Annotated in this window: 15 protein-coding genes and 1 pseudogene; 7 read left to right on the top strand and 9 right to left on the bottom strand. The window is 66.9% G+C overall.

What is annotated here, in order from left to right; translation table 11 throughout:
• Window positions 1-18 precede the first annotated feature (18 nt).
• The 9 genes from dnaB to C1737_RS19235 form a co-directional block, all read right to left on the bottom strand.
• Complete coding sequence (gene dnaB, locus C1737_RS19275; RefSeq protein WP_102419218.1) at window positions 19-2,646, bottom strand: replicative DNA helicase; 2,628 nt, start codon at window positions 2,644-2,646, stop codon at window positions 19-21.
• A gap of 529 nt (window positions 2,647-3,175) precedes the next feature.
• Window positions 3,176-3,634, bottom strand: a complete 459-nt coding sequence (gene rplI / locus C1737_RS19270; RefSeq protein ID WP_102419217.1) for a 50S ribosomal protein L9 — start codon at window positions 3,632-3,634, stop codon at window positions 3,176-3,178.
• 30 nt (window positions 3,635-3,664) lie between these two features.
• Complete coding sequence (gene rpsR / locus C1737_RS19265) at window positions 3,665-3,919, bottom strand: 30S ribosomal protein S18 (protein WP_046182476.1); 255 nt, start codon at window positions 3,917-3,919, stop codon at window positions 3,665-3,667.
• Window positions 3,920-3,957: 38 nt separating this feature from the next.
• Complete coding sequence (locus C1737_RS19260; protein WP_068094654.1) at window positions 3,958-4,473, bottom strand: single-stranded DNA-binding protein; 516 nt, start codon at window positions 4,471-4,473, stop codon at window positions 3,958-3,960.
• 112 nt (window positions 4,474-4,585) lie between these two features.
• A complete protein-coding gene (gene rpsF / locus C1737_RS19255) occupies window positions 4,586-4,876 on the bottom strand; it encodes a 30S ribosomal protein S6 (RefSeq protein WP_036362157.1) in 291 nt (96 codons plus the stop codon).
• A gap of 146 nt (window positions 4,877-5,022) precedes the next feature.
• Window positions 5,023-5,664, bottom strand: a complete 642-nt coding sequence (locus C1737_RS19250) for a DJ-1/PfpI family protein (protein ID WP_102419216.1) — start codon at window positions 5,662-5,664, stop codon at window positions 5,023-5,025.
• Window positions 5,661-7,289, bottom strand: coding sequence for a glycosyltransferase family 87 protein (locus tag C1737_RS19245; RefSeq protein ID WP_102419215.1), 1,629 nt, complete (start codon window positions 7,287-7,289; stop codon window positions 5,661-5,663). Before C1737_RS19245 ends, C1737_RS19250 begins: the two co-directional genes overlap by 4 nt.
• On the bottom strand, window positions 7,286-9,787 hold the full coding sequence (locus C1737_RS19240) for a transglycosylase domain-containing protein (protein ID WP_369807539.1): 2,502 nt from the start codon (window positions 9,785-9,787) through the stop codon (window positions 7,286-7,288). Before C1737_RS19240 ends, C1737_RS19245 begins: the two co-directional genes overlap by 4 nt.
• Before the next feature lie 55 nt (window positions 9,788-9,842).
• On the bottom strand, window positions 9,843-10,268 hold the full coding sequence (locus tag C1737_RS19235) for a DUF5318 family protein (protein ID WP_067928332.1): 426 nt from the start codon (window positions 10,266-10,268) through the stop codon (window positions 9,843-9,845).
• 124 nt (window positions 10,269-10,392) lie between these two features.
• On the opposite strand from C1737_RS19235, the pseudogene C1737_RS19230 reads away from it, so the two are divergent.
• The 7 genes and pseudogenes from C1737_RS19230 to C1737_RS19200 all read left to right on the top strand — a co-directional run bounded on the left by C1737_RS19230 (window position 10,393) and on the right by C1737_RS19200 (window position 17,707).
• A pseudogene (locus C1737_RS19230) lies at window positions 10,393-11,287 on the top strand (DUF1707 domain-containing protein).
• A gap of 158 nt (window positions 11,288-11,445) precedes the next feature.
• Window positions 11,446-11,988: a PadR family transcriptional regulator gene (locus C1737_RS19225; protein ID WP_055399552.1), complete on the top strand. Its 543-nt coding sequence runs from the start codon at window positions 11,446-11,448 to the stop codon at window positions 11,986-11,988.
• A gap of 62 nt (window positions 11,989-12,050) precedes the next feature.
• Window positions 12,051-13,157 carry an inositol-3-phosphate synthase gene (locus C1737_RS19220; protein ID WP_068094640.1) on the top strand — a complete coding sequence of 369 codons (1,107 nt, stop codon included), beginning with the start codon at window positions 12,051-12,053 and terminating at the stop codon, window positions 13,155-13,157.
• Window positions 13,158-13,274: 117 nt separating this feature from the next.
• The gene (locus tag C1737_RS19215; protein WP_102419214.1) at window positions 13,275-14,189 is read left to right on the top strand and encodes an alpha/beta fold hydrolase; all 915 of its coding nucleotides are present in this window, start codon (window positions 13,275-13,277) and stop codon (window positions 14,187-14,189) included.
• 15 nt (window positions 14,190-14,204) lie between these two features.
• Window positions 14,205-14,990 (top strand): LLM class F420-dependent oxidoreductase, encoded by a 786-nt coding sequence (locus C1737_RS19210; RefSeq protein ID WP_068094635.1) that lies wholly within the window; start codon window positions 14,205-14,207, stop codon window positions 14,988-14,990.
• Window positions 14,991-15,098: 108 nt separating this feature from the next.
• The gene (locus tag C1737_RS19205) at window positions 15,099-15,839 is read left to right on the top strand and encodes a GntR family transcriptional regulator (RefSeq protein WP_102419213.1); all 741 of its coding nucleotides are present in this window, start codon (window positions 15,099-15,101) and stop codon (window positions 15,837-15,839) included.
• Between the two features lie 50 nt (window positions 15,840-15,889).
• A complete protein-coding gene (locus C1737_RS19200; protein WP_068094629.1) occupies window positions 15,890-17,707 on the top strand; it encodes an ABC transporter substrate-binding protein/permease in 1,818 nt (605 codons plus the stop codon).
• The last annotated feature ends 5 nt before the right edge of the window (window positions 17,708-17,712 follow it).

Below are 17,712 nucleotides of genomic sequence, written 5' to 3'. Positions count from 1 at the left end.
GGCTCTTCTCGCCAGCGCTTACCGCGCCATGTTGGCGAACCGCGACAGGTGCAGCTGGTGCGCGACGGTGACGGTCTTGGTCGGACCGTTACGGTGTTTCGCGAGAATGAAATCCGCCTCTCCCCCGCGCGGATCGTCGCGCTCGAACGCGTCGGGCCGGTTCAGCAGGATGACCATGTCCGCGTCCTGCTCCAGTGATCCCGATTCACGAAGGTCCGACAGCATCGGCTTCTTGTCGGTGCGCTGCTCGGGGCCACGGTTGAGCTGGCTGATCGCGACGACGGGAACCTCGAGCTCCTTGGCCAACAGCTTGAGTTGGCGCGAGAACTCGGAAACCTCCAACTGCCGCGACTCCACCTTCTTCCCCGACGACATCAGCTGCAGATAGTCGACGACGACCAGGCGCAGGTCGGCCTTCTGCTTCAGCCGGCGCGCCTTGGCGCGGATCTCCATCATCGTCAGGTTCGGCGAGTCGTCGATATACAGTGGCGCCTCGCTGATTTCGCTCATCCGCCGCGCCAGGCGCGTCCAGTCGTCGTCGCTCATGCGCCCCGACCGCATGTCGGCGAGTTTGATTTTGGCTTCCGCCGACAGCAGCCGCATGACGATCTCGGACTTGCTCATCTCCAGCGAGAAGATGACGCTGGCCAGCCGGTGCTTGATCGAGCATGACCGCATGAAGTCCAGACCGAGGGTCGAGTTGTGGGTCGGAATCATGGCCTTGCTGGCAAGGTATAGGTGGCTATCGTTGTCCACTTCGACGCACCGCACGGGAACGGTCTCGATCGGGCGGATCTCCACAATGAAGCGTGAGCCAGATCGCACGGTGCCGGTGGCGGCTCGACGTTCCTTGTGCAGGATGGCTTTTCGCTGCAATGCGAATACGGTGTCTTCTGTGGAGAAGGTCAGGGTGTAAGCGATGCTGGACGACTCCCGGCGGCCTCGGACACGCTTGGTGGAAGTTTGGCAGCGATAGCCGAGGCTGACGATGAGTTCGGCGGCATCCAGCGCCAGCCGATGGCTGGTGACGGAGAATTGGACCGCCCCACCCGCCGTCACAGTTCCGTCGGTGTCGAGCAACCCGGCGAGCAGCGCGCGCCGTTGCGCCTCGGATCCCCGCAGATACTCCATGGGAATGTGCTTGTTCCCCAGCACGCCGAGTGTGCGCAGCCGCGCCTGCAGTGTCCCCACGGCGGCGTGGCACTGCTGGCACAGCCGCATCCCCGATGATGGTCCGGCGCAGCGGACGCAGGTCGGGCTAGGCACGGGCGCGGAGACGAACCGAGCCCGGCCACCGCATGACCGCCCGCAGGTCCGCACCTGACTGGTCTGGGGGACGAAATCCTTCCCGCACACCACGCATTGCCGTGGAGCGGGCTCGTCGCTCGCCGGCAGAAGGAGCTGATAACGGTATCGAGCGGATTCCGATGGAACCGCGACCACGCCGTCCGCTTCGATTCGCATGATGAGTTCGGGATCGGCCGTGGTGATCTGGGCTGCGGCACTGGTTCCGTCGCCCAGCCAGGCACCGAGAGTGTATGGCGGAATCAACAATTCGCGGTCGGGTAGGTCAAGCGCACGCGCGTTCACCACGCTGTGGTTCAGGCGCCGGTCTTTGGTTTCGCAGCGCACGCTCGCCGCGATCTCAGCCGTCGTTCGCACCGCCGCAAAGGTGCGCTGATTCTTGTAGCGGTTGTAGCCCACCGCCGCGGCTTGCGCCGACTTGCGCGACGCGCGTGTTTCGGTCAGCCACTGATGCTCGGCGTCCGCGACGATCACCGTCCCGTCCGAGAACTCCACCTCGTAGCAGGGCCGGCCGAGCATCACGCCGGTCGCGGCCACCACCCGCGTCGGGCGCCCGTCGGCGCCGAGCAGCTCGTCACCGACCGCGACGTCACCCATCGTCGTCCAGCCGGTCGGTGTGGGCAGCGGCGTGTCCAAGGCTAGCGCCTTCCCGACTCCAGGCCTCGCCGCCACGATGATCATCTGCCCGGCGTGCAACCCGTTGGTGACCTCGTCGAGTTCGGTGAAGCCCGTCGGCACGCCGCGCGAGATGCCGCCGTTGGAGGCGATGGCGTCGATCTCGTCCATCGTCGGCTGCAGCAGGTCCTCCAGCGGGACGAAGTCCTCCGACGTCCGCCGCTCGGCCACCTCGTAGATCTCCGCCTGTGCGCGGTCGACCACCTCGGCCACGTCGGCGCCCTCGGCGCCGGCGTAGCCATACTGCACCACCCGCGTCCCGGCCTCGACAAGCCGGCGCAGCAGCGCCTTCTCGGCCACGATGGTCGCGTAGTAGCCCGCGTTGGCGGCCGTCGGCACGGTCGAGATCAGGGTGTGCAAATACGGCGCACCGCCGATCCGGCGCAGCATCCCGCGGCGGTCCAATTCCGCGGCCACCGTCACGGCGTCGGCCGGCTCGCCGCGGCCATAGAGGTCCAGGATCGCGTCGTAGACGTTCTGGTGTGCGGGGCGGTAGAAGTCGCCGGGCCGCAGCCGTTCCAGCACGTCGGCGATGGCGTCCTTGCTCAGTAGCATGCCGCCCAGCACCGCCTGCTCGGCCGCGAGGTCCTGCGGTGGCTGACGTCCGAAGTCCTCACTGGGGGCCGGCGAATCCATGCCCGACGTGAGGTCATCGACGACCGCCATGGATCCCTCCTCCCCTACTACGCACCCGAACGTACATTCGAAAACCGCTCTCGTCAGCGTAAGTCAAGGAGCCGACACCTTCGCCGCACCGCGCCCGTACGCCTGGCGACGGGACGACGTTAGACGTTGCTGGCTAGGAGGTGAAAGGGGCGCTGTTCATGAACCTGTGCATCGTGTGTGCATATCCGTCGACACCTGTGTTGAGTGGGATGTGGAGAACCTGTGTATGAATTCAGGGGGCTCTGACATCGCTGCTGATAAGGGCCATGTAACGCCACGAATTTCGTGTGGACAAGAATCTCTACGGCGTGTCGTCGCAGGTTACTGCGTCGGGCGTGTTGGCTTTCAGCCACATTTTCGCAGCGTTACGGCAGGGTAAATGAGCTCCCCGGAACACCCCGCGGCAATAGTTCGCTAGGGCGTGCGTCCGCGACCGCCCACGCTGCGACCAGAAAGCATGCGCGCAGCGCAACTGAACCAGGCGGCGGCCGATGACGGCCGCCGCCTGGAAAGAGCAAACGTCGGAGGCTTAGCTCTCCGCGACAACCTCGAGAGCGACCTCGACGTCGACCTCGGGATGCAGGTGCACCGACACCGGGTGGGTGCCGACGGCCTTGATGTGCGACTTGGGCAGCCGGACGATCCGTTTGTCGAGGTTCGGCCCGCCGGCCTTCTTGATGGCCGCGACGACGTCGCCGGAGGTCACGGAGCCGAACAGCTTCCCGGAGTCCGCCGCGGTCCGCACCGGCAGCTGGACGGGGCCCAGCGCCTCGATTGCCGTCTTGAGTTCGTTGGCGTGCCCGAGGTCGCGCACCGCCTTGCTTTCCCGGGACCGGCGGATCTCGTCGGCCTGCTTCTGCGCACCGCGCGAGGCGACGATCGCCAGACCGCGCGGGAGCAGGAAGTTACGGCCGTAGCCGTCCTTGACCTCGATCGTGTCGCCGACGGTGCCGAGGTGGTCGACGTCGGCCGTCAGAATCAGCTTCATCTTTTCGTACTTTCGCTCGAGCTTCGGCGGCTATCGCGCCGAGGAGGTGAAGGGCAGCAGTGCCACCTCGCGGGCGTTCTTCACCGCGATGGCGATGTCGCGCTGGTGCTGCACGCAGTTGCCGGTGACGCGGCGCGCCCGGATCTTGCCGCGCTCGCTGATATAGGTACGCAGCAGCGCGGTGTCCTTGTAGTCGATCGATTGACCCTTCTTCGCGCAGAAGACACACTTCCGCGTCTTGACCGGCTTTTCCGGAGCCGGACGTCGCTTGCTGGACTTGGCCATGACTGTCTTTCTTTCCGTTTCTTACTGTTGAAGTTCTCTTAGAACGGCGGTTCGTCGTCGCCACCACCGAAGGACCCGGACGCCGGGGCGCTGCCCCACGGGTCGTCGGCGGGAGCGCTGCTCGCCGGCGCCGACCCTTGCCGGGACCCACCTCCGCTGCCGAAGCCGCCTCCTCCGCCACCGCCGCTGCGGCTGGCCTTGTTGACCTTGGCCGTGGCGTAGCGCAGCGAGGGGCCGATCTCATCGACCTCGACCTCGACGACGGTGCGCTTCTCGCCTTCGCGCGTCTCGAAGGAACGCTGCTTGAGTCGGCCGGTGACGATCACTCGAGCGCCGCGGGTGAGGCTTTCGGCCACGTTCTCGGCCGCTTCCCGCCAGATGTTGCAGCGCAGGAAGAGCGCCTCGCCGTCTTTCCATTCCCCGCTCTGGCGGTCGTAGATCCGCGGTGTCGACGCCACGGTGAAATTCGCGACGGCGGCACCGGACGGGGTGAACCGCAGTTCGGGGTCGGCGGTCAGGTTTCCGACAACGGTGATAGTGGTGTCACCAGCCACAGTTTCCTCCTTGTTCCGCCCGGTGAATCGCTTCTCCGACGGTGGACGGCACGTATCCTCGCTGAGCCTACGCAAGTCCGCCGACGGTGGGCCCGCGACTCAGCGACGGGTGTTAGTGCTTGTCGGTGCGCATCACCTTGGTGCGCAACACCGACTCGTTGAGGCTCAGCTGGCGGTCGAGCTCGGACACCGTCGCCGGCTCCGCCTTCAGGTCGACCACGACATAGATGCCTTCGGCGTGCTTGGCGATCTCGTAGGCCAGCCGGCGCCGGCCCCAGATGTCGACCTTTTCGACGGTTCCGCCGTCTTTGCGGACGACGTTGAGGAACGTCTCCAAGGACGGAGCAACGGTGCGCTCGTCGAGCGTGGGGTCAAGAATGACCATGATTTCGTATGGACGCATGGAAACCTCACCACCTCCTCTGGTCTCAAACGGCCACGGTCGATCCGTGGCAGGAGGGTCGCCTGCGTCGGCAACCGCACCAGGCTACCGGACGGGTGGGGTGGCCTCCAAAATCGCGCCGGATCGCCGGTGCTGGAGCAATCCGGCTACTGCCGGGCGTCCAAGTATTCGGTGGCCCGGTCCATCGTCGCCTGATCGGCCTTGGCGAGGGAACCGGAGTCGAACGGCGGCTGCGGGTCGTATTCGATGAGCAGCTGGGCGGCCTGCGCCGCCTGTCGGTCGACAAGCAGCTCGACCAGCCGCAAGGCCATGTCGATGCCGCTGGAGACGCCCGCGGCGGTGATGATCCGCTGCGGTAGGTGCTCGACGACTCGGTCCGGCACGTAATGGGCGCCCAGGTCGTTGAGCAGATCCCTGGCCCGCCAGTGCGTCGTGGCCGTGAGCCCGTCCAGCAGGCCCGCGGCGGCCAGCAGCAGCGCACCGGTGCACACCGACGTGGTGAAGGCCGTGATCGGGTGTACGGCCTGCAGCCAGGCGCGGATGGTGTCGTCGTGGAGCAGCTGCCGCGTGCCGATCCCGCCGGGAACCAGCACCACGTCCGGTGAGGTGACCTCGTCGAACCGCGCGTCGCAGCTCAGCCCGAGCATCCCGTTTTCCGTACGCACCTCGCCCCGGCGGTGCCCGACGAACACCACCTCGATCGAGGGGATGCGTTGCAACACCTCGTAGGGCCCGATCGCGTCGAGCGCGGTCACGCGGGGAAACAGCGGTACGGCGACGAGCGTCATGGCACCGCGGGCTCGGGTTCGGGAATCGCTGCCCGGCGCATGCCGGACGGTCGCAACCAGTCCGGCAACCAACCCGGCGGAGCGTCGGGGGCGCGGTCGAAGGGGCCGCCCGACGGGTCGTCCACCCGACCGCCCCAGCGCACCAAATCCTCGTCGGGCCGATAGATCTGGCGGATCACCAGAGCGCAGACCGCGACGACGGCGATGTCACGAACCAACACGGTCGTGGTGAAGAACTGCTCCGGCAGCGAACGATTCGCATTGCCATACAGGTAGTACATCCGCGGCACCCATACCGCGGCGTCGATGGTCATCCACGCCAGCAGGATCCGGCGATGCGGCAACGCCAGGACGGCCAGCGGCACCAGCCACAACGAAAACTGCGGGCTCCACACCTTATTGGTCAACAGGAACACCGCCACCACCAAGAACACCAGCTGTGCCAGCCGCGGCCGCTTCGGGGCGGTCAACGCCACGTATACGATTGCCGCGCAACCGGTTACAAATAGTGCCGTGACCACCGCGTTCAGCACCGTGGGCGGCTCCCAGAACCCGAGACCGGGATCGAAGCCGCGCCAACCGGTAAACGACTTCACCACGTTGTACACCGAATCCATGTCGTCACCGCGCCGGGTGTTGAGCCGGAAGAATTCCGACCACCCTCGCGGAAACAGCACCATGACAGGCAGATTCACCAACAACCACGTCGCCACCGCCGTCCCCGCGGTGCGACCGAGCGCGTGAAAGCGCCCGGTGCGGATCGCCAGTACCACCATCGGGCCCAGGAACAACAGCGGATACAGCTTGGCCGCGGCCCCCAGCCCGATCAGCACGCCGGCCGGCACCGGTTTGCGCCGGGCCCACGCCAGGAGCCCCGCCATGGCGAAACCCGTTGCCAGCGCGTCGAAGTTGGTGAAGATCTGGAAGATCACCAGCGGCGAGGCGGCCACCAGGGCCGCATCCCAGACCCGGCGCCCCGCCAGACCGGCGGTGGCCCAGATGGTGGCCAGCCAGGCCAGCGCCAGGCCGAACGCGGAGATGTCGAAGAACATCACCACCTCGGCGACCACAGGCAGCGGGGCCAGCTTGCTCAGCGCGGTGTACGTCTTCGCCAGCGCCATGGACACGTACTGATACATCCCGGTCAGCACCGGATACTCCATGTACCGCACCGCCGGCCGGCCGTCGTAGCGGGTCTGCGGGGTGCCGCTCCCGTCGGTCTCTATCCAGCTCGACTTGTACGGAAACTTGCCCTGGCTCAACAACTCCGCGCCGTAGAGCGGGACGGTATCGGAGTAACACAACTCGTAGTAGGCGCGCTGGTTCTCCCAGTTGGCCACCCGCTGGTCACCGGTCCCGGTGCCGGTGCTCTGCAGGCAGGCCGCCTTCGTCGACCAGCCGAGCGCCAGGAACACCAGGCCGATCAGGAACATGACCCGCAGCGGCGTCATCACCCGGGTGCGGCCGATCAGTGCGTGGCTGCCCACCGGCCCCCCGACGACATCCGCCAGGGCGGCGCCCAACGCGTCGGTGCGGCTCGGGCAGTCGCGGTTGCCGACGCTACGCAGATCGGTGGCCAGCGGCTGCGGGGAAATGGTGGCGGTCTGCCGCTCGGCCTCGGTCACGGTGGCGGCTGGCCGGGGGGCCTCACCATCCCGATCGGCCCGCCCACGACGATCACCAACGCGCCTCCGCCGCCGCTCGGCGGCGGAGGCGCGTTGGTGATCGTCGTGGGCGGGCCGATCGGGATGGTGATGCCGGGCGCCACCTCGATGGTGGGCTGAATGACGGTCACCGAGGGCTGCGGGGGCGGGGGCGGCGGCGCCGGGACGCCCGCGTAGCCGCCGATCTCGGTCGGCTTGGGGAAGGATTCGTTGGAGGTGCCCTTCAGGGCGCCGTCCATCGTGGACTTCCAGATGTCCGACGGCAGCCCCGAGCCGTAAACCGGTGAGCCCGAAGCGGTTACCAGCGGCACGTCCCCCTTCGCGGTGCCCACCCACACGGCCGTCGCCAATGACGGCGTGTACCCGACCATCCACGCGTCCTTGTCGGCGGTGGTGTCACCCAGCTGCGTGGTGCCCGTCTTGGCCGCCGACGGCCTGCCGCCGGCCAGGGCGTGGCCCCGCGAATAGCTGGCGATCGGTTCCATGGCCGCGGTGACGTTGTCGGCGACGGCCTTCGGGATTCGCTGTTCCCCGTTGTTCTCGGACTTGCTCGCGTCGAAGAGCACCTGGCCGTCGGAGTTGACGACCTTCTGCACGAAGTGCGGCCGGTGATACACGCCGGAGGCGGCCAGTGTGGCGTACGCAGACGCCATGTCGATGACCCGGGTCTGGTATTGCCCCAACACGATTCCGTTGTTCGGGGGCCCGCCCTTGCCGTCTTCGGACAACGTGTGGTCCACACCGGGGAAGCTGGTCGCCACGCCGGCCTGGTGCGCGGCGTCCGCAACAGCCTGCGGTCCGCCCTTGAGCTTGAGCATCAGCCGGTAATACGAGGTGTTCAGCGATTGCTTGAGCGCCTGAGCGATGTTGCACGTCCCGCAGCCCTCGCCATCGACGTTGGTGATCTTGATGCCGTCGACGGTCAGCGGCGAGCTGTCGACCTGGTATCCCAGACCGATCCCCTGCTCGAGCGCGGCGACCAGGGCGAAAACCTTGAACGACGAACCGGTCTGCAGCCCGGCCTGAGCGAAGTCGAAGCCGTTGGCGTCCGAGCCGCCGTAGTACGCGCGGATCGCCCCGTCGTGCGGGTCGATCGACACCACGGCCGACCGCATGTCGGGGTCCTGCCCGTCAAGGTATTTCGACACCGCCTTCTCGGCCGCCTGCTGGGCCTTGGGGTCGATGGTGGTGGTGACCTGCAGGCCCTGGGTGTTCAGGGTCCGCTCGTCGATGTTGAACAGCTCCATCAACTCTTTGGTCACCTGGCGCTCGATCAGCCCGTTGGGTCCCGTCGTCTGGTTCTCCGCGCGCGCCTGGTCTGGCGGCACGGTCTGTGGGAACTCCTGTGCGGCACGGTCGCCGGGCGAGAGCGCCTTGGTTTCGACCATGCCGTCGAGAACCCAGTTCCAGCGGGCCCGGGCGCCCTGCGGGTCGACCGCGGGGTCCAGCGCGGACGGTCGCCGGATCAGCGCCGCCAGCAGCGCCCCCTCCGAGACGGTGAGCTGCTCGACGGGCTTGTTGAAGTAGGCCTTGGCGGCGGCGGAGATCCCGTACGCGCCGCGGCCGAAGTAGATGATGTTCAGGTAAGCCTGCAGCACATCGTCTTTCGACCACTCCCCCGACATCTTGGTGGCGATCACGAGTTCCTTGGCCTTGCGCACCAGGCCGCTGAGCCCGTGTTGAGCCGACCCCACCAGCGCGTTCTTCACGTATTGCTGGGTGATCGTCGACCCGCCCTGCAGGTCCCCGTTGCCAAAGAGGTTGTTGTCCACCGCTCGCGCGAAACCGCTGAAGTCGAAGCCCGGGTTCGAATAAAAATTGCGGTCCTCGGCGGCGATCACCGCCTGGCGCACGTGCACCGGCACCTGGTTGATGTTGACGTCGACCCGATTGCCTTCGGGCGGAATGATTTTGGCGATTTCGGACCCGTCGCTGGCCAGGATGGTGGACACCTGGTTGGTGCGCAGGTCGCCCGGCTTGGGAATGTCGACGATGAAGTACGCCATGGCGAACGTGACGATCGGCAGGAGCACCAGCACCGCCGCCGAAAGGTACGCCGCCCGCCGCACCCACAGCCAGTTGATCTGCTGGGTCCAGTGAACGTCACCCCGCGGCCGGCGCCCGAAGCCGTCCGGGCCGCCGGGCCGTCCCCCCGGCCCGGGTGGCGGCGGGCCTTCGGGCGGACGCCCTCCCCCGCTCGGCCGGCCCCGACGCGGCGACGTCCGGCTGTCCAGTGCGGCCTTGACCTCCTCCAGCGCATCCCGTTGCAGGGGCGCCGACGGAGGACCGCCCAGCGCGGCCCTCACTTCGTCGATGCTGGGATCGGGTCGCCGGGGGGACCGGTCGTCGACGACCGGCGGGAGGACCGTGGTCAGCCGGTCGTCGGGGGGAACGCCACGGCGGTGACCGGGCGCCGGCGGCGCGTCACGCGGGCGGTCGCCGGTTCCATGTCTGCCCACGCGCTCAGTCGCCGGCCCGTCCGGGTCTCCGGGCGACTGGTCGTGGGGTCCGCCGTTATTCAATGGCCGTTCGCGCGCCGTCGCGCGCCGTCCGCGTACTCCTGGTGCCCTTGGGTGGGCGGGCCGCGCCGAGAACGTACGACTTGACCAGGTGATTCCACTCGCAGGTCCGGCATACCTCCACCACGTGGACGGCGAACTCCTCGAAGCGGGTGGCCAGCAGGACCAACTCTTCGGCCGTGCGCGCCGAGCCCGACACCGGGCCCAGGTGTTCGCCGAACACCCATGACACCAGCGTCAGCTGCTCCTTGCGGCAGATCGGGCACATGACCTGACTCGGTTTCCCGTGAAACTTGGCGGCGCGCAGCAGATAAGGGTTCGCGTCACAGACCTCGGACACCCCCGTGCGGCCCGAATACACCTCGGCCAGCAGTGCCCGCCGCCGGAGGGCGTAGTCCACCACTTGTCGCTGCAGTCGCACGTCCCCCAGCGTACGTCGCCATCGGCGAGCACCGATACGCAACCAAACCGTGGCGCCCACACCGGTAACCCGAGCGGCTCCGCTTTGTCCGCCTGAACCGGGACCGGACTCTACGATCATCCCCGTGGCGAAATGGCTCGGGACATCGCTTGGCGAGCGGCCGACACCGAACACCCGCGCGACGGACACCAACCGGCAAGACGCCTGCAAGATCCTCGACGACGCGTTGAACGACGGCCAGCTCTCGATGGAGGAACACCGGGTACGGGTCAGCGCGGCCACCAATGCGGTCACCCTCGGTGACCTGCAGGCACTGGTGACCGACCTGCAGACCGACAGCTCCGCGCTGCCGACACCGGCCGTCAAGGGACCCCGGGTGCCACCGAAGCTGGGCGGGTGGGGCTCACTCGCCGTCGCCTTCGCCGTGTCGGTGCTGCTGGGGGTCGGCATCGGATGGGGCCTGCGGATGGGGCCTGTACGGCAACACCCGGTCGCCACTGGACTTCACCAGCGACCCCGGGGCCAAGCCCGACGGAGTGGGCCCCGTCGTGCTGACCCCGCCCACCCAACTGCATTCGGTGGGCGGGCTAACCGGGCTCCTGGAGCAAACCCGCAAGCGATTCGGCGACGCCATGGGATACCGGCTGGTGATCTACCCGACGTACGCCGTGCTCGACCGGCAGGATCCCTCCGATGATCGCCGCGTGCTGGCCTACACCTACCGCGGCGGCTGGGGCGACCCGACCAGCTCGGCCAAGAGCTCCGTGGACGGTCCCGTGCCGGTGGACCTGAGCAAGTTCGACGTGACGGCGACGGTGGGCATCATGCGTGGCGCGCCGCAGACCCTGCACATGAAGCCGGAAGACGTCAAAACCGAGTACCTCAACATCGAACCGGCGACGGACCCGACCACCCCGGGTGCCCTGTCCCTGTCGCTGTATGTCTCGAGCGACTACGGTAGTGGCTACATCGTCTTCGCAGGTGACGGCACCGTCAAGCAACTGAACTTGCCGTCCTGACCGCCCGGTGAGCCCGCCGGCTCCCACCGCGATTCGCTCCCGCGCGCCTTGACTAACAGCTGACGAACATCCGGTGGTGTTGTGGCGAATATATCGAAGCGATACGATTACGCGAGGCGTCGAACCGTCGTAACCAACCATGCAAAGGGGGTGATTCGATGCTGGAGCTCGCCATCCTGGGCCTTCTGATCGAATCGCCGATGCACGGCTACGAGTTGCGCAAACGGCTGACCGGCCTCCTCGGTGCGTTCCGCGCGTTCTCGTACGGTTCGTTGTACCCGGCCCTCCGGCGGATGCAGGCCGAAGGGTTGATCGCTGAGGATGCCGCCCCGGCCGGAACCCCGGTTCGGCGTGCCCGGCGCGTCTACCAGCTAACCGACGAGGGCCGTCGGCGCTTCGGTGAGCTGGTGGCGGACACGGGTCCGCACAACTACACCGACGACGGCTTCGGGGTGCACCTGGCGTTCTTCAACCGGACTCCGGCGGAAGCGCGCATGCGCATCCTGGAAGGCCGCCGCCGTCAGGTTGAGGAGCGGCGGGAGGGCCTGCGCGAAGCAGTGGCGCGGGCCAGTAACTCGTTCGACCGTTACACCCGTCAGCTTCACCAACTGGGGCTCGAGTCCAGTGAGCGCGAAGTGAAGTGGCTCAACGAGCTCATTGCCGCGGAGCGGGCGATGCCCGGCCTCTCCGAGCAGACATAAATACCCCTGCACGAAATTCATCAGCTGCGACCACAAGGTTATGGAAGTTAGGAGAACGCCCTATGAGTGAGCACCAGCCGCCGACGGCGGAAGAGGCGCAGTCGGAGGTACGAGTCGCCATTGTCGGCGTCGGTAACTGCGCGTCTTCGCTGGTACAGGGCGTGCAGTACTACCTCGATGCCGACGAGAACAGCACTGTGCCCGGCCTGATGCACGTGAAGTTCGGCCGGTACCACGTGCGCGACGTGAAGTTCGTCGCCGCGTTCGACGTGGATGCCAAGAAGGTGGGCTTCGACCTGTCCGAGGCCATCTTCGCGTCGGAGAACAACACGATCAAGATCGCCGACGTGCCGCCCACCAACGTGGTGGTGCAGCGCGGCCCGACGCTGGACGGCATCGGCAAGTACTACGCCGACACCATCGAGCTGTCGGACGTCGAGCCGGTGGACGTGGTGCAGGCGCTGAAAGAGGCCAAGGTCGACGTGCTGGTGTCCTACCTGCCCGTGGGCTCGGAAGAGGCCGACAAGTTCTACGCCCAGTGCGCCATCGACGCCGGCGTGGCGTTCGTCAACGCGCTGCCGGTGTTCATCGCCTCGGACCCGGTGTGGGCCAAGAAGTTCGCCGACGCGGGTGTGCCCATCGTGGGCGACGACATCAAGAGTCAGGTCGGCGCCACCATCACCCACCGCGTGATGGCCAAGCTGTTCGAGGACCGCGGCGTGCAACTCGACCGCACCATGCAGCTCAACGTGGGCGGCAACATGGACTTCCTCAACATGCTCGAGCGTGAGCGGCTGGAGTCCAAGAAGATCTCGAAGACGCAGGCCGTCACCTCCAACCTGCAGCGCGAGTTCAAGACCAAGGACGTGCACATCGGTCCGTCCGACCACGTCGGTTGGCTTGACGACCGCAAGTGGGCCTACGTGCGGCTCGAGGGCCGGGCGTTCGGCGACGTGCCGCTGAACCTGGAGTACAAGCTCGAGGTGTGGGACTCGCCGAACTCGGCGGGCGTCATCATCGACGCGGTGCGCGCGGCCAAGATCGCCAAGGACCGCGGTATCGGCGGCCCGGTGATCCCGGCGTCGGCGTACCTGATGAAGAGCCCGCCGCAGCAGCTGCCCGACGACATCGCGCGCACGCAGCTCGAAGAGTTCATCATCGCGGGCTGAGCCCTTTCGGCCACCAGAGCCGCGAGCGTAACGTCACGGCGATTTTCACCGCTGGAATTCGCCGTAGCGTTACGCTCGCGGCCGTTGGGGCGTCCTCGGCGCTAGTGTCTGTAGACCGTGACCGAAATCTCCGAAGACGAACTGGATGGGTTGTCGGAGTTCGCGCTGCTTTCCGAGAACGCCGAGCAAGCCGGCATCACCGGTCCGCTGCCCGACGTGCAGCGTGTCGAGGCGGGCACCGGCGACGGGAAGATCAGCGCTCTGCGCTGGGGCGGCGCTCCCCCGCGGATCGTCTTCCTGCACGGCGGCGGCCAGAACGCGCACACCTGGGACACCGTGATCGTCGGCCTGCGCCAGCCCGCACTGGCCGTCGACCTTCCCGGGCACGGCCATTCGGCCTGGCGCGAGGACGGCGACTACTCGCCGCAGATCAACGCCGACGCCCTGTTGCCGGCGCTGCGAGAGCACGCCCCGAGCGCCGACCTGGTCGTGGGCATGTCGCTGGGCGGCCTGACGGCGATACGGCTGGCCGCCGTGGCGCCCGAACTCGTCAACGAACTCGTCCTGATCGACGTCACCCCGTCCGCGCTGCAGCGCCACTCGGAGATGACCAAGGAACAGCAGGGCACCGTGGCGTTGATGCACGGCGAGCGCGAATTCGAAAGCTTCCAGGCCATGCTGGACCTGACCGTCGCCGCGGCGCCGCACCGTGAGGTGAAGGCCCTGCGCCGCGGCGTGTTTCACAACTCGCGCCGGCTGGACAACGGCAAGTGGACGTGGCGCTACGACGCCATCCGCAAGTTCCCGGATTTCGACGTCCTCTGGGATGACGTGGACAGGCTGTCGGCACCGATCACTCTCATCCGCGGCGGCAGGTCCGGATTCGTCAGTGACGACGATGCCGCCGAATTAAGCCGTCGCACAAAGCATTTCCGCACGGCACACGTCGTCGAGAACGCGGGCCACTCGGTGCAAAGCGACCAACCGCTCGCCCTGATCGACCTGCTGCGCGGGGTGCTCGCCGGGCGCTGACCCTACGGTGGGTGTATGACATCTGATCTGCCAATCCGCATCGGCGTGCAACTGCAGCCGCAGCACGCGCCGCAGTACGGACAAATTCGTGACGCGGTGCGTCGCTGCGAAGACATCGGCGTCGACATCGCCTTCAACTGGGACCACTTCTTCCCCCTCTACGGCGATCCCGACGGCGCGCATTTCGAATGCTGGACGATGCTCGGCGCATGGGCCGAACAGACTTCCCGCATCCACATCGGCGCACTCGTCACGTGCAACTCCTACCGAAATCCCGAACTGCTGGCCGACATGGCTCGCACAGTCGACCACATCGGTGGTGGCCGGCTGGTACTGGGCATCGGCTCGGGATGGAAGCAGAAGGACTACGACGAGTACGGCTACGAATTCGGCACGGCGGGCAGCCGCCTCGACGATCTCGCCGGCGCGCTGCCCCGCATCAAGACGCGGCTGGCCAAGCTCAACCCGCCACCGACCCGCGACATCCCGGTCCTGATCGGTGGCGGGGGTGAGCGAAAGACGCTCCGTCTGGTCGCCGAATACGCCGACGTGTGGCACAGCTTCACGTCCGCCGACGAGTTCCCGGCGAAGTCGCAGGTCCTGGCCCGGCACTGCGCCGACGTCGGCCGCGACCCGGCGAGCATCGAACGCTCGGCCGCCTTGCAGGACGGCGGCAAACTTCTCGACAACGCCGAAACGCTCGTCGGCCTCGGTGTCACGCTGCTGACCGTGGCATGTGATGGCCCGGATTACGACCTCACCGCCGCTGAAGCGCTGTGCCGATGGCGCGACAATCGTTAGACCGGTCGCAACCATTTATCGGTCAAACACCAGAAAGTACGAGCCCGCTCGTGAGAAACTTCTCGCGCTAGCTGGCCGAAACCGGGTTTGAAAGAGACTCAACAACGAATGCCGAAGAAATACGGGGTCAAAGAAAAGGACCTGGTTGTTTCGCACATCCTGCACCTCTTGCTGACGGGAAAGTTGCGCACCGGCGACCGCGTCGATCGGAATGAAATCGCCCTGGGGCTCGGGGTGAGCCGCGTTCCCATTCAAGAGGCACTGGTTCAGCTCGAACACGACGGCATTGTCTCCACCCGCTATCACCGGGGAGCGTTCGTCGAACGGTTCGACGAGGCCACCGTCCTCGAACATCACGAACTCGACGGCCTGCTCAACGGCATCGCGTCCGCGCGCGCGGCCACCAGCCCGACCCCGCGCATCCTCGGGCAACTCGACGCCTTTATGCGGTCCCTGCGCAGCGCCACGGATTCGCGGGCCTTCTGCGACATCGCCGCGGAATACCGGCGCACCATCAACGACGAATACGCCGGACCGCGGCTCCACGCCACGATCCGCGCCTCGCAGAACCTCATCCCCCGGGTGTTCTGGCTGACCTACCAAGGCGGCCGCGACGAGCTGCTGCCGTTCTACGAAGACGAGACCTCCGCCATCAACCGGCGCGATCCCGAGGCCGCACGGGCCGCCTGCGTGAGTCGCTCCTACCTGGCGGCCCAGACCATGCTGGCCGAACTTTCCCGGCGCAGGGTGTTCACGCCGTCCGACGACCTCACGCCCGTCGTGCCCGGACAGCTCGAGGTGCTCGGCGACGCCGAATCCGCGGGCGTCGAGCCGTCGCTGGCTCTCTAGAGCGGACGCTCACCCGACGAAGCCGGCCGCCGGTCGATACGGTGACAGGGATGAATGCGCGCGCGGACCGGCGCACCCAGCGCCGCGGAAGGCTGTTCGGACTCACCGTAACCATCGTGCTGGTCTGCGGGATGGCGTCAGGCGGACTGGCGGCGCCCGCCGCCGCCGACTGGAACCAATGCGCGCCTTCCGGTTTGGACAGCGCCATGGCCTTACCCAAAGATCTCACCGCGGCGCCGCCGACTCCCGAGGAGGACCGCGAAACGACGAATTCGGTCGAACCATTGAGCGCGGTCGACATCGGCGCGCTGGGCCTCGGTACGCCGGGCGTGCTGACGGTGGGAACGCTGTCGGATGCCCCGCCCAACATTTGCATCAATCCCACCGGTGAATTCAGCGGCTTCGACAACCTGCTGCTGCGCGCCATCGCCGACAAGCTGCATCTACAGCTCCGCTTCGTCAGCACCGACTTTTCCGCATTGCTCGCTCAGGTGGCCTCCCGACGCTTCGACGTGGGGTCGGCGTCGGTGAAGGCCACCACACAGCGTCGACGCACCGTCGCGTTCACCAACGGTTACGACTTCGGCTTCTACTCCCTCGTGGTGCCGCCCGGCTCTCCGATCCACAAGTTCAGCGAGCTGGCGGCCGGCCAGCGCATCGGTGTCGTCCAGGGCACCGTCGAGGAGTCCTACGTCGTCGACACCCTGCACCTGCAACCGGTGAAGTACCCCGGCTTCGCCACCCTGTACGCCAGCCTCAAGACCCGGCAGATCGATGCATGGGTGGCGCCCGGAACCCTCGCCGCGACCGTCATCCGGCCGGGCGATCCCGCGGTGACGGTCGCGAACACTTTCAGCGCAGGCAATTTCGTGGCCTACGCGGTCGCCAGGGAGAACAGGCCGCTGATCGACGCGCTCAATTCCGGGCTGGACTCTGTGATCGCCGACGGCACCTGGGCCAAGCTGTACTGCGAATGGGTACCGCGCAGCCTGCCGCCGGGCTGGAAACCCGGGTCGAAAGCCGCCCCCGTGCCACACCTGCCGGACTTCGCCGCGATCGCGGCGAGCCGGCATCGCACGGTCGCGGATCCGGCCGCGCCCAAGTCGACGCTCGCCCAGTTGCGTGACTCGTTCTTCGACTGGGACATGTACCGACGGGCCATCCCCGTGCTGCTCACGACGGGGCTGCCGAACACGCTGATCCTGACCAACAGCGCGATCGTGATCGGCCTGGCGCTCGGAATGGTGCTGGCCATGGCGGGCATCTCGCAGCGGCGTTGGCTGCGCTGGCCGGCCCGCGTATACACCGATATTTTCCGGGGCCTTCCCGAAGTCGTGATCATCCTGCTCATCGGAATGGGCATCGGGCCACTGGTCGGCGATCTCACCAACAAGAATCCCTACCCGTTGGGAATTGCAGCGTTGGGATTGATGGCCGCGGCCTACATCGGCGAAATCCTGCGCTCCGGAATACAAAGTGTGGACCCGGGCCAGTTGGAGGCCGCCCGAGCGCTGGGATTCAGCTATACGACCGCGATGCGGCTGGTGGTAGTGCCGCAGGGGATACGCCGGGTGCTGCCGGCTTTGGTCAACCAGTTCATCGGGTTGTTGAAGGCCTCCGCTTTGGTGTACTTTCTTGGCCTGATTGCCGATCAGCGGGAGCTTTTCCAGGTGGGCCGGGATCTGAACGCACAGACCGGCAGCCTGTCGCCGCTGGTCGCTGCCGGCCTCTTCTACCTGATATTGACCATTCCGTTAACGCATCTGGTCAATTACATCGACGCTCGCCTGCGCCGCGGCCGGCGTGCCCCCGACGCCGACGACAATGCAGAGATGCTGGCAACCACGTTCGGACAGGAGATCACGTGAGCGTC

Source organism: Mycobacterium sp. 4858 (assembly GCF_900240975.1).
Classification (GTDB): Bacteria; Actinomycetota; Actinomycetes; order Mycobacteriales; family Mycobacteriaceae; genus Mycobacterium.
The sequence above is the reverse complement of the archived record's forward strand: the minus strand, read 5'-3'. Positions and strand labels throughout refer to the sequence as shown.